The organism is Candidatus Pelagibacter sp. HIMB1485, from assembly GCF_052048055.1.
Lineage (GTDB): Bacteria > Pseudomonadota > Alphaproteobacteria > Pelagibacterales > Pelagibacteraceae > Pelagibacter.
Genome location: NZ_JBNAIN010000002.1, coordinates 890,740 through 903,978 on the forward strand (window position 1 = coordinate 890,740; position 13,239 = coordinate 903,978).

Sequence of the window (13,239 nt, forward strand, 5' to 3'; positions counted from 1 at the left end):
TATTAAATAACGATCCAAATTGATTATTGTTAAATAAGATTATTAAATTATAAACTTTAAAATCAATGAGTAACGATAAATATATCCATTCTGAAGTTGAAAATAAGATTTATTCATATTGGGAAAAAAATGAATTATTTAAACCAAAAGAAAATTCTAAAAAATTTTCAATAGTAATTCCTCCACCTAATGTAACTGGTAGCCTTCATATGGGCCATGCTTTAAATAATTCTATTCAGGATTTATTGGTACGTTATCACCGGATGAATAATTATGAAACTTTATGGCAACCAGGAACTGATCATGCTGGTATTGCTACACAAGCATTGGTAGAGAAAAAACTCACTTCTGAAAAGATAGATAAGAATGTTATTGGTAGGGATAAATTTATTGAAAAAGTTTGGGAATGGAAAGAACAATACGGCGACATAATAATTAACCAATTAAAAAAGCTTGGTTGTTCTTGTGATTGGTCAAGAAATGCATTCACAATGGATGATAATTTATCCAAATCAGTTATCAAAGTTTTTGTAGAACTTTACAATAAAGGTTTAATTTACAAAGATAAGAAATTAGTAAACTGGGATACTGTTCTTAAGACAGCTATTTCAGATTTAGAGGTAGATCAAAGAGAAGTAAATTCAAAAATTTACTACATTAAATATCCTATAGATGGAACCAGTGAATTTATAACTATAGCAACCACAAGACCTGAAACAATGCTAGGTGACACTGCTATAGCTGTAAATCCTAAAGACGATCGTTTTAAATCATTCGTTGGTAAAACAGTAACTATTCCAATTGTTGGTAGAAAAATAAAAATTATAGAAGATGATTATGCTGATCCTGAACAAGGCACAGGAGCATTGAAAATAACTCCTGCACATGACTTCAATGATTATGATGTAGGTCAAAGAAACAAACTTGAAATCATAAATATTTTTACTGAAGAAGGTAAAATAAATGAAAACGCACCTGAACATTATAAAGGTCTTGATAGATTTGAAGCTAGAAAAAGAATTTTAAAAGAACTTAAAGAAAAAGAATTTTTTGTAAAAGAAGAAAATATAAAAAATAAAGTTCCATATGGAGATAGATCTAATTCTATAATTGAACCTTTTCTAACAGAGCAATGGTTTGCTGATGCTGGTAAATTATCTGTTAAAGCAAAAGGAGTTGTTAATTCTAATAAAACAAATTTTTTTCCTGAAAATTGGTCAAAGACGTATTTTCAATGGATGAATAATATTGAGCCTTGGTGTATTTCTAGGCAGTTATGGTGGGGACACCAAATACCAGCATGGTACGGACCCGACAATAAAATTTTTGTAGCTATCAATGAAGAGGAAGCAAAGTCTCAAGCAAAAGAATTTTATAAAAAAGTAGTAGAATTAACTAGAGATCCTGATGTTTTAGATACTTGGTTTTCATCTGGTTTATGGCCTTTTGCTACACTTGGATGGCCTGAAGATGATGAATATTTAAAGAAATTTTATCCAACTTCAGTATTGGTAACTGGTTTTGATATTATCTTTTTCTGGGTTGCAAGAATGATTATGTTTGGAACAGAATTTTTAGATAAAGAACCGTTTAAAGATATATATGTTCATGCACTTGTAAGAGATGAAAAAGGACAGAAAATGTCTAAATCAAAAGGAAACGTAATTGATCCATTAGATTTAATTGAAAAATATAGTGCTGATGCTTTGAGATTTACTTTACTTTCAATGGCTTCACCTGGAACAGATGTTAAATTATCAGAAGATAGAGTTAAAGGTTATAGAAATTTTTTAAATAAATTGTGGAATGCAAATAATTTTTTAATAACAAATGAATGTGATTTTAAAGATATTGATGATCTACCTAACTTAAAAGTAAATATTAATAAGTGGATTTACTCAGAGTTAATAGAGGCAAAGAATAAAATTCAAAAAAATCTTGATGATTATAGATTTGATGAAGCTGCAAAAAACGCTTATCAGTTTGCTTGGCACTCATATTGTGATTGGTATCTGGAGTTATCTAAAACTATTCTTTTTTCAGATGATAATGATGCAAAAGCAGAGGTTAAAAAAGTATCATCCTATGTATTCAAACATATATTAATCTTACTTCATCCATTTATTCCTTTCGTAACAGAGGAAATATGGCTCAAAGACCAATTTGATAAGAATGGTAGCGATTTTTTAATGCATAAAAATTGGGTAACAGGAGAAGTTAATAAAGATAACAGCACTGAGCAGGTTGAAAATATGATTAATATTATTTCTGAGCTTAGATCCTTTAAAAATGAGCTAAATGTTAGCCCGGGATCATTTATTGATGTTTCAATTAAAGGTATTAATGACAATCAAAAAGAATTTATCAAGAAAAATGAAGTTATCTTAAAAAAACTTGGAAGAATAAACAACATACTTGATAGTGATTTAGAAAAACCTGCTGCAACAATGGTTGTCTCAGGTGACTTATTTAAAATTTATTTTGATAAAGATGTAGATTTAAAATTAATTAAAGAAAACTTAACAAATAAACAAAGTAGATTAGAACAAGAAATGAATAAAATATCTCAAAGATTAGAGAATAAAAGTTTTGTAGACCGTGCTCCAAAAGAGATTGTTGAACAAGAAAAAACTAATTATAATAATTTAAAGAATGATATTGAAAAAATATTAGTAACAATAAAGGGTATATAATGGCAAAATTTAATAAAAAGAAACTTCCAAGTAGACATACATCATTAGGACCAGATAGAGCACCACATAGATCTTTTTATTATGCAATGGGTGAAACAGAAAAAGATGTAGCAAAACCCTTTGTTGGAGTAGTTTCAACTTGGAATGAAGCAGCACCTTGTAACATTGCTTTAATGAGACAAGCACAATCTGTAAAAAAAGGTGTCAGAGCAAATGGTGGAACACCAAGAGAATTTTGTACAATCACTGTTACTGATGGAATTGCAATGGGTCATGAAGGAATGAAATCTTCTTTAATTTCAAGAGAAGTTATCGCAGACTCTGCTGAACTTACTGTTAGAGGCCATTGTTACGATGCATTAGTGGGTATTGCTGGCTGTGATAAATCTTTACCAGGTTTAATGATGTCAATGGTAAGACTTAATGTTCCAAGTGTATTTATTTATGGAGGATCCATTCTTCCAGGAACTTACAAAGGAAAAGATGTAACTGTAGTAGATGTATTTGAAGCTGTTGGAAAACATTCATCAGGTCAAATGTCTGCAGCAGAACTTAGAAAATTAGAATTAGTTGCTTGTCCAAGTGCAGGTGCTTGTGGTGGTCAGTTTACTGCTAACACAATGGCATGTGTATCTGAAGCAATTGGTCTAGCATTACCATATTCAGCAGGAACACCTGCTCCTTACGAGGAAAGAGATAAATATGCAAAAGAAAGTGGTAAAATTGTTATGAACCTTTTACAGAAAAAAATTAAACCAAGAGATATTGTTACAAGAAAAGCTTTAGAAAATGCTGCAACAATTGTTGCTGCAACAGGTGGATCAACTAATGCAGGTCTTCATTTACCAGCTATTGCTAATGAAGCAGGTATTAAATTTGATTTAATGGATGTTGCTAAAATATTTAAAAGAACACCTTATCTAGCTGATTTAAAACCTGGTGGGAAATATGTAGCAAAGGATATGTGGTTAGCAGGTGGTGTGCCGATGTTATTAAAAACTTTATACGAAGGTGGATATATTCATGGAGACTGTATGACTGTTACAGGTAAAACTATGAAAGAAAATTTAAAAAATGTTAAATTTAATACTAAACAAAAAGTAATGAGATCTTACAAAGATCCATTATCACCAACAGGAGGTGTTGTTGGATTAAAAGGAAACTTAGCTCCAGAAGGAGCAATTGTTAAAGTTGCAGGACTTAAAAAATTACAATTTACTGGAAAAGCAAGATGCTTTGATAATGAAGAGAGCGCTATGAAAGCTGTTCAAAGCAGAAAGTATAATGATGGTGATGTAATTATTATTAGATACGAAGGACCAGTTGGAGGTCCTGGTATGAGAGAAATGTTATCTACAACTGGTGCAATTTACGGTCAGGGAAAAGGGGAGAAAGTAGCCCTTATAACTGATGGAAGGTTCTCTGGTGCTACAAGAGGCTTTTGTGTAGGTCACGTAGGCCCTGAGGCCGCTCTAGGGGGTCCTATAGGTCTATTAAAGAACGGAGATATAATTGATATCGACGCCAAAAAAGGAACTATCAATGTAAGACTTTCTAAAAAAGAATTAGCTTCAAGAAGAAGAAAATGGAAAGCTAAAAAATCTGACTTTGGATCTGGAACATTGTGGAAATATGCTCAAACAGTTGGACCAGCATATTTAGGAGCACCAACTCATCCAGGTAAGAAAATGGAAGTTAAAGACTACTCAGAGATTTAATGAAAATAAGACCAGTTATTTTATGCGGTGGTGCTGGTACCCGTCTTTGGCCTAATTCTAAAAATCATCAAGCTAAACAGTTTATTGATTTTGGTAATTGGACTTTACTTGGAAAAACTTTAGAGAGAACAAAAGCATCCATTTATGATGCACCCATTATAAGCACAAACAAAAAATATCTAAGTAAAGTTAAACAACATCTAAGAAAAAATAAAATCAGTAAATATAAAATTGTTGTTGAACCAGCTAAAAGAAATACGGCTCCAGCTATCTTAAGCACAGCTTTAATAAAAGATATTCCTGATAATCAGCCACTAATGTTTTTTACAGCCGATCATTTGATTGAGAAGATGAATATATTTAATAAGGCTATCAATAAAAATAAGTCCAATCTTAATGAAAATAATATTTTTGTATTTGGTATTAAACCAAAATCTCCAACAAGTGATTATGGTTATTTCTTAACCAAAAAAATTAAAGGAAACATAAATAAAGTAACTAGATTTATTGAAAAACCTAAAGAAGCAAAAGCAAAAGAAATTATAAAAAAAAATGGATATTGGAACTCAGGAATGTTTTATCTTCGTAAAGATTCAATCATCAATAACTTTAAAAAATATAACCCAACCATATACAGAAATTGTGTAACAGCTGTTAATAAGGCAAAATATAATTCAAATACATATCATTTAAATAAAGCCTCATTTATAAAAGCAACCGCTAAATCGTTTGATTACGCAATACTTGAAAAAACAAAGCAAATTAATGCAATTAAATTAGATATACCTTGGTCAGATCTTGGTAGTTGGAAAGAAATTTTAAAAATGTATGACAAGAATAAAAACAAATACATAAAGAAGAAAAATGTTTATTACAGACCATGGGGTAGATACACAAACCTATTCGAAGGCAAAGAATTTTTAATTAAAGAACTTTATGTAAATCCAAAAGGAATACTAAGTTTACAAAAACATCATCACCGTGCTGAACATTGGTTGGTTACTCAAGGAAATGCAAAAATAACACTTGATAAAGATGTAATTACTAAAAAACCTGGAGAACACATATTTATTCCATTAGAGGCCATTCATAGAGTTCAAAATCCTGGAAAAAAACCAGTTAAGATTGTTGAAGCTCAAGTTGGCTCAATACTAAAAGAAACTGACATTGTAAGATTTCAAGATGTTTACGGTAGAGTAAAATAAACATTTAATGGACACCACAGTTTTTTTTGTAATTTTATTGGCAACTATTATGCATGCCATTTGGAATGCAATGGTTAAGCATCATCCAGATAAGGCTATAGCGGTTCTAGCTATTGTTTTAGGTCACATACCTTTAGCTTTAATTTGTATTTTTTATTTTCCTTTGCCCGGAAAAGAGGCACTTCCATATATAATAGCCAGCGTAGTAGCTCATCAAGGTTATCAATGGTATATGCTTAATTCTTACAAGGTAGGGGACTATACAAATGTTTATCCAATATTTAGAGGCTTTGGACCTTTATTGGCCACATTAATTTCCATTATATTTCTTGGGGTTGTATTTAAAATAGCAACACTAGTTTCAATATTATTAATCTGTGCAGGAATAATGTTTCTTGGATTATTTGGTTCTAAAAATCAAAATCAAATTGAGATCATTAAATACTCATTACTTACTGGATCATTTATAGGTCTTTATTCTTTAATAGATGGGTATGGAGCAAGAGTAAGCACTTCAGCAATATCCTATATTAGCTTTTCCTTTTTATTTAGTGCTTTAGTTTTTCCTATTATTTTAAAACTAAATAAACATGAGAATATTTTTTCTAAGGTTTTTAAAGATGCAAAAATGATATTTTGGGTAGGGGGATCTATATCTTTTATTATTTATGTGATTGTTGTTTGGGGTTTTACAAAAGCTCCAATTCCTCTAGTTGCAGCTCTACGAGAAACGAGCATATTTTTCTCAATATTTATTGGATATTTCTTCTTAAAAGAAACCATCAATCTTAAAAAAATAATCTCTATTGTGCTTATAGTTATTGGGGTGATTGGGATTAAATTATTTTAAATATAATTGAATAACTTAAGAATTATTATTGTATTCAAAAGCAACAGCATTATCGGAACAATAGTTCTTATTAGTTCCATAATATGATTTACTCTATCAAGTTTTCTCTCCAATTTTCTAATTGGACTCATGTTGTTCCACTCTCTTTTAGTAAATCCGTGTTTATTTCGATTGTTTTTCATGACAGGAAAATGTTTTAATGATTTTTTATAAAAAATCAAATTTTGATTATTTACTAATAGTATTTACGTAATACTATAATTTTATGGATCTTTTATTAATAATTTTAGTTTTAATTATTGTTATATTAACATTTTTATTATTAAAAAAAGAAAGAGTATTTGGAATTAACACTGAAGATAATTCTGATAAAGAAAAAGTAAAAATTATTGAAAGCAAAGATTATAGAAAGAATTTATATGATTTGCTAAATTATATTCCTGAGGCTGTATTAATTTTAGATAAAAGTAAAAAAATAATTTTTAGCAATAATTCCTCAAATAAACTTTTTCAAATAAAATTAAACGAAAATATAAGTGGTTTTTTACGTAATCCAGATCTTTTAAACTCTATTGATAAAGCTTTTCAGGGTACAAATGTTACAGATTTAGAAATTGAAATCAGAAATCAAGCAACTCAAAGATTAAATATAACTGCTTATTTAGATCACAATAACATTTTTTTTGATGAACAATCATGCGTGCTGCTAATGAGAGATTTAACTGAGTTTCACAAATTTCAACAATTGAAATCTGATTTTGTTGCTAATGTTTCTCATGAACTTAGAACACCATTACAGTCAATTAAAATGGGCCTTGAGACCTTTGATGACAATTCAGAATTAAAAAAAAATTCTGAAATGACAGATTTATTACCGATGATGATATCTCAATCAGAAAGAATGGAAAATTTGATTAGAGATTTATTGTCATTATCAAAAATAGAATTGCAAGAGCACATAAGGCCAACTCATGAGATAGATTTAATAGAATTGTTAGATTATGTAATTAAAACATACGAAAAAATAATTAGTAAAAATAATATTCAAATTAAATTTAATAAAATTGAAAATTTTAAAATAATTGGTGACAGAGATAAATTAATTGAAATTTTTACAAACCTTATTGATAACTCAATTAAATATAGTGACAAAAATAAAGAAATTACAATTTCAACAAAAAAAGATGGTGAACTTAATATTGTTTCAATAGCAGACCAGGGAATAGGTATACCAAAAGAATCTTTGCATAGAATCACCGAAAGGTTTTTTACAGTAGATCCTAGCAAAAGCCGTAGTGTAGGAGGAACTGGGCTTGGTTTAGCTATTGTGAAACATTTAGTTTCTCAACATAGGGCTGAAATGGATATTAATAGTGTAGAAAATCAAGGAACAACAATAGATATCAAATTCAACTCACTATAATACAACTAAAAAGTTAGTGGTTGTAATAAAAGTTTAACCTTCCTTTAATAAAATATTTAAGAATCAAATCTATTTAGTTCGCATATGAATCTAAAAAGGAGAATTATGAAAAAAATTATAAGTGTAATATTTGGATTTCTTTTAGTATTAAGTTTTACAACAACTAGTTACTCAAGAGATCAAATCAAAATTGTAGGATCATCTACTGTATATCCTTACGCAACAGTGGTTGCAGAAAAATTCGGTAAAAGTGGGAAGTTTAAAACTCCAGTTATTGAGAGTACAGGTACTGGTGGTGGAATGAAGCTGTTCTGCGCTGGTGTAGGCGTTAATCACCCAGATGTCACAAATGCATCAAGAGCAATTAAACCAAAAGAAAAAGCTTTATGTGAAAAAAATGGTGTATCTGAAATTATTGAAATTGTAGTAGGTAATGATGGTATTTCCTTTGCTCATGCAGTAAGTGCGCCAGATGCTAATTTTTCAAAAGAACAATTATGGAGAGCATTAGCAGCTAAAGTTGATGTTGATGGTAAACTTGTAGAAAATCCTTATAAAAAATGGAGTGATATTGATGCAAGTCTTCCTAACAAAAAAATTGAAATATTAGTTGCTCCTCCTACCTCAGGAACTAGAGATGCATGGAATTCTCTTGTAATGGTTAAAGGTTGTTCAAAATCAGCTAAATCTTTATTTGGAGATAAGGCTAAAAAAGAATGTGCAAAAATTAGAGAAGACGGTTATGCAGTTGAAGCTGGCGAAAATGATACTCTTATTGTACAAAAACTAACGTCAAACCCTGATGCTTATGGTTTCTTTGGTTACAGTTACCTTGTAGCAAACAAAGATAAGGTAAAAGCAGCTTCTATTGAAGGTGTACAACCATCTTTAGAAGGTATTCAAGATTACTCCTACCCAATTGCTAGACCATTATTCTTTTATGTTAAAAAAGCTCATATTGGAGTTATCCCTGGTATTCAGGAATTTTTAAAAGAGTTTACTTCCAAAAAAGCTATGAGTAACAGAGGTTATTTAGCAAAAATTGGGCTAGTTCCTCTAGCTTCTGAAGAGTACAAAACAACAAGATCAGCGGCTTTAGATTTAAATATAATTAATATTAAATAGATAAAAGTTATCCTGAAAAAAGGCCAGATTTTTACTGGCCTTTTTTTAATTCAATCAGTGATTTAATTTGTAACAAAACTGTAACAAAGGGAAGATATAGAAATCTTCAATGAATTTTGTTCTTATATTTTTAATTACAATATTTTCTTTTTCGTTATTTTTTTATGGTCGTTCAAAAACTAAAAGTATTTCAATTGAAAAAAAAATAAAATTAAACGCTTTACCAAAGTTTTATGGTTATTATTTAGTTTTATGGTGTTCTATACCAGCTTTAGTTTTTTTATTAGTATGGTCTCTTTTTGAACCAGTAATAATTAAATCAATAATTATCGAAACTGCTTCTAATCAAGGAGCGATTTTCAATGATAAAAATGAAGCAAATTTAATTTATGAAAAAATTAAAGCAATACATCTTGGAACATACTTTGGTGATATAGATACTATTTTAAAAGAAAGTGCTATTGCTTATGCTAAGTTTATTAATCTTTTTACAAACTCTAAAATAGTATTAATTTTTACCATAGTTATTTTATCAGTAATTTATTCATTAAAAAAAATTAAAAATAACAACAAAGCAAGAGATGATGTTGAAATAATTTTAAAAGGTTTGTTGTTTGTATCCTCCCTTATTGCTATTTTAACTACACTTGGAATTATTTTCTCATTACTATTTGAAAGTATAAAATTCTTTTCTGTTATAAATATTTTTGATTATTTATTTGGTACTAATTGGAGTCCACAAAGAGCATTTGTAAGAGATGCATCAGCAATTACACCTGAAGAATTAGAGGAACTAAAAGATGCGTTTGGATTTATACCATTAATTGCTGGCACAACTTTTATTGCATTCATAGCCATGTTGGTGGCTGTACCTATTGGTCTTTTTTCAGGTATATATATGGCTGAATATGCTTCATTAAAAATTAGAAGAGTATCAAAACCAATCATAGAAATTTTAGCAGGAATACCGACTGTTGTTTATGGTTTCTTTGCAGCATTAACTGTTGGTCCGTTTTTTAGACAGATTGGTGAAAATTTAGGTCTATCAGTTTCATCAGAAAGTGCTTTAGCGGCTGGATTAATAATGGGAATTATGATCATTCCTTACATTTCATCATTATCTGATGATGTAATTAATTCTGTTCCACAATCTCTAAGAGATGGATCTTATGCTATTGGAGCTACGAAATCAGAGACAATTAAGAAGGTGGTTATACCAGCTGCATTACCAGGTATAATTGGTTCTATTTTGTTAGCTGTTTCAAGAGCTATTGGTGAAACTATGATAGTTGTAATGGCTGCTGGACTTGCGGCAAATCTTACTATCAATCCACTTGAGTCAACAACTACTATTACAACTCAAATTGTAATGATTTTAGTTGGTGATCAAGAATTCGATAGTCCAAAAACTCAATCTGCTTTTGCACTTGGTTTAACTTTATTTATTGCAACTTTAATATTGAATTACATTGCTCAACGAGCGGTTAAAAAATATCGAGAAAAATATGACTAAAGAACAAAGGTTAAAAAAAAGACATAACGCTGAAAAACGATTTAGATTTTATGGTCTAGCATCAATATTTTTTGCTTTATTATTTGTAATAATCTTGGTTCAAAACATATTTTCCAAAGGAAGTTCTGCTTTTATGAAAACTGCAATTAAAGTTGAGGTTTTCTTTGATAAAGATCTTATTGAAGTTGAACCAGGTGCTTCTCAAGAGGAAATATTAGAGTCTGATTTTTTTGATATTACAATTGAAAGTCTATTAAAAGTATATCCAGCGCAAAATATGGATGAGGAAAATGCTCTCATAGATTTATTTACAACAGATGCTGAAATTGAGATTAAAAAAGCATTTTCAAATAAAAATAATTTGATTGATAAAACAATCACATTAGAGATCACAGCTTCTGATGATATTGATCAATTGCATAAAGGTAATTATCCGAGAGATTTACCTGAAGATAGAAGAAGAATTTCTGATTTCCAACTTAAAATTTATGACAAACTTGTAGAAAACAAAACTATAACAAAAAATTTTAATAATTATTTTTTTACAAACGGAGACTCTAGAGATCCTGAAATTGCTGGTATAGGAGGAGCTCTTGTAGGTTCATTCTATAGTATATTAATTTGCTTATTGTTAGCATTTCCAGTTGCTGTACTAGCTTCAATTTATCTAGAAGAATTTGCTCCAAAAAATAAAATTACTGATTTTATTGAAATCAATATAAACAATTTAGCAGCTGTACCTTCAATAGTTTATGGTTTACTAGCTCTACAAATTTTACTAGCCACCATTCAATTACCCAGATCAACTCCATTAGTTGCAGGTATAACTTTAGCGCTGATGACATTACCAAGAATTATTATACCTTGTAGAGCTTCATTGAAGGCAGTGCCACCATCAATAAGAGAAGGAGCCTTAGCAGTTGGTGCTTCTAAATTTCAATCTGTATTTCATCATGTTGTTCCTTTAGCTTTACCTGGAACTTTGTCTGGAACTATTATTGGATTGGCACAAGCTTTGGGAGAAACAGCACCATTAATTTTAATTGGAATGGTTGCTTTTGTTGTGGATATTCCATCAACACCAATTGACCCATCTTCTTCATTACCTGTCCAAGTTTACTTATGGTCAGAGTCAGCAGAGAGAGGATTTGTTGAGAAAACATCCGCAACTATTATGATGTTATTAAGTTTTTTAATTGTAATGAATTTTTTAGCAGTATATTTAAGACAAAAATTTGAGAAAAGATGGAACTAATGAATAGTGTAAAAATAAAATCAAAAAATTTGAATGTTTTCTATGGAGAAAAACAGGCACTATTTGATGTTAATTTAGATTTAAATGAAAAAGAGGTTACAGCTCTAATTGGTCCATCTGGTTGTGGAAAATCTACTTTTATTCGATGTCTGAATAGAATGAACGATGTAATTGATATCTGTAAAGTTACTGGAAATATTGAAATTGATGGTATTGAAATTAATGACAAAAATTTAGATGTTGTATCTTTAAGGGAGAGAGTGGGAATGGTTTTTCAAAAACCCAATCCATTTCCAAAAAGTATTTATGATAACATTTCATATGGTCCAAAAATTCATGGAAAAGGTGAAACTAAAAGTGAATTAGATGAAATCGTTGAGAGTAGCTTAAGAAAAGCTGCTCTATGGGAAGAAGTAAAAGATAGGCTTGACGAACCAGGTACAGGGCTTTCTGGAGGTCAACAACAACGACTCTGTATTGCAAGAGCAATTTCTGTAAATCCTGAAGTTATATTGATGGACGAACCTTGTTCAGCATTAGATCCTATAGCAACAGCAAAAATTGAAGAATTAATCGATGAACTTAAAAAAACATATACAATTGTGATTGTAACACACTCAATGGCTCAAGCAGTTAGAGTTTCACAAAAAACAGGCTTTTTCCACTTAGGTAAACTAATTGAAGTAGGAAAAACAGAGAAAATTTTTAAAAATCCTGACAATAAAATGACACAAGACTATATTACAGGTAGATTTGGATAATTTATGAGTAATGAGCACACAGTAAAATCTTACGAAGAAGAATTAAGATTTTTAATTGATTCAGTGATTAAAATGGGGAGTTTAACAGAGTCTCAAATGGTAGATTCTATGGATGCCGTAATCAAAGTTGATAAAGACTCTATTGATAAAATTATTAAAAGTGATGAAGAAATAAATAAATTTAGATCCAAAATAGATACTCAGATCATGACTTTACTAGTCAAAAGAGCACCTATGGCTATTGATTTAAGAGAAACAATCAGTTCTTTAAAAATATCTCAAGATTTAGAAAGAATAGGTGATCTATCAAAAAGTAATGCAAAAAAAGTCAAACCATTACCATTAGATTTACCTGAGGAACTATTAGGAAATTTAAAGAGATTAGGAGATTTAGTAATTAAACAATTAAATGATGTTCTAGATAGTTACGTAAATAAAAATTATGATAAAGCTAAAGAGGTATGGGAAAAAGATGAACAAGTTGATGATTTGACCTATATAGCTATGGAAAGTGTTATTGATTTTCTTTCAAAAGATAAAAAGAATTTAGATTTTTCTACCCATTTAATTTTTGCAACAAAAAATCTTGAAAGAGCGGGAGATCATATAACTAATATTGCTGAAACAATTTGTTTTTTAATTAAGGGTGAATACTTAAAAGGTAGCAGACCTAAAGGAAAAGTTATTCAACAATAA

At 29.7% G+C, this 13,239-nt stretch carries 10 protein-coding genes; all 10 read left to right on the top strand.

Annotated features, from left to right (window positions below; genetic code table 11):
- Window positions 1-65 precede the first annotated feature (65 nt).
- A complete protein-coding gene (locus ACTTA4_RS07140; protein ID WP_440634113.1) occupies window positions 66-2,693 on the top strand; it encodes a valine--tRNA ligase in 2,628 nt (875 codons plus the stop codon).
- Entirely contained in the window at window positions 2,693-4,411 is a 1,719-nt protein-coding gene (gene ilvD / locus ACTTA4_RS07145) for a dihydroxy-acid dehydratase (protein ID WP_440634114.1), read from the top strand. Before ACTTA4_RS07140 ends, ilvD begins: the two co-directional genes overlap by 1 nt.
- The gene (locus tag ACTTA4_RS07150; RefSeq protein WP_440634115.1) at window positions 4,411-5,616 is read left to right on the top strand and encodes a sugar phosphate nucleotidyltransferase; all 1,206 of its coding nucleotides are present in this window, start codon (window positions 4,411-4,413) and stop codon (window positions 5,614-5,616) included. The genes ilvD and ACTTA4_RS07150 overlap by 1 nt, the downstream gene beginning before the upstream one ends.
- Before the next feature lie 7 nt (window positions 5,617-5,623).
- Window positions 5,624-6,466, top strand: coding sequence for an EamA family transporter (locus ACTTA4_RS07155; RefSeq protein WP_440634116.1), 843 nt, complete (start codon window positions 5,624-5,626; stop codon window positions 6,464-6,466).
- A gap of 265 nt (window positions 6,467-6,731) precedes the next feature.
- Window positions 6,732-7,889, top strand: coding sequence for an ATP-binding protein (locus tag ACTTA4_RS07160; RefSeq protein WP_440634117.1), 1,158 nt, complete (start codon window positions 6,732-6,734; stop codon window positions 7,887-7,889).
- Between the two features lie 105 nt (window positions 7,890-7,994).
- Window positions 7,995-9,014 (top strand): substrate-binding domain-containing protein, encoded by a 1,020-nt coding sequence (locus ACTTA4_RS07165; protein WP_440634118.1) that lies wholly within the window; start codon window positions 7,995-7,997, stop codon window positions 9,012-9,014.
- A 109-nt stretch (window positions 9,015-9,123) separates the two neighbouring features.
- A complete protein-coding gene (pstC, locus tag ACTTA4_RS07170; RefSeq protein ID WP_440634119.1) occupies window positions 9,124-10,527 on the top strand; it encodes a phosphate ABC transporter permease subunit PstC in 1,404 nt (467 codons plus the stop codon).
- Window positions 10,520-11,782: a phosphate ABC transporter permease PstA gene (gene pstA / locus ACTTA4_RS07175; RefSeq protein WP_440634120.1), complete on the top strand. Its 1,263-nt coding sequence runs from the start codon at window positions 10,520-10,522 to the stop codon at window positions 11,780-11,782. Before pstC ends, pstA begins: the two co-directional genes overlap by 8 nt.
- Window positions 11,782-12,543 (top strand): phosphate ABC transporter ATP-binding protein PstB, encoded by a 762-nt coding sequence (pstB, locus tag ACTTA4_RS07180; RefSeq protein ID WP_440634121.1) that lies wholly within the window; start codon window positions 11,782-11,784, stop codon window positions 12,541-12,543. Before pstA ends, pstB begins: the two co-directional genes overlap by 1 nt.
- Before the next feature lie 3 nt (window positions 12,544-12,546).
- Window positions 12,547-13,239 carry a phosphate signaling complex protein PhoU gene (gene phoU / locus ACTTA4_RS07185; RefSeq protein ID WP_440634122.1) on the top strand — a complete coding sequence of 231 codons (693 nt, stop codon included), beginning with the start codon at window positions 12,547-12,549 and terminating at the stop codon, window positions 13,237-13,239.

Coding starts and splice junctions, on each gene's coding strand:
- ilvD (WP_440634114.1), top strand. CDS start 2,693: ATGGCAAAATTTAATAAAAAGAAACTTCCAAGTAGACATACATCATTA.
- phoU (WP_440634122.1), top strand. CDS start 12,547: ATGAGTAATGAGCACACAGTAAAATCTTACGAAGAAGAATTAAGATTT.
- ACTTA4_RS07150 (WP_440634115.1), top strand. CDS start 4,411: ATGAAAATAAGACCAGTTATTTTATGCGGTGGTGCTGGTACCCGTCTT.
- ACTTA4_RS07140 (WP_440634113.1), top strand. CDS start 66: ATGAGTAACGATAAATATATCCATTCTGAAGTTGAAAATAAGATTTAT.
- ACTTA4_RS07155 (WP_440634116.1), top strand. CDS start 5,624: ATGGACACCACAGTTTTTTTTGTAATTTTATTGGCAACTATTATGCAT.
- pstC (WP_440634119.1), top strand. CDS start 9,124: ATGAATTTTGTTCTTATATTTTTAATTACAATATTTTCTTTTTCGTTA.
- ACTTA4_RS07160 (WP_440634117.1), top strand. CDS start 6,732: ATGGATCTTTTATTAATAATTTTAGTTTTAATTATTGTTATATTAACA.
- ACTTA4_RS07165 (WP_440634118.1), top strand. CDS start 7,995: ATGAAAAAAATTATAAGTGTAATATTTGGATTTCTTTTAGTATTAAGT.
- pstB (WP_440634121.1), top strand. CDS start 11,782: ATGAATAGTGTAAAAATAAAATCAAAAAATTTGAATGTTTTCTATGGA.
- pstA (WP_440634120.1), top strand. CDS start 10,520: ATGACTAAAGAACAAAGGTTAAAAAAAAGACATAACGCTGAAAAACGA.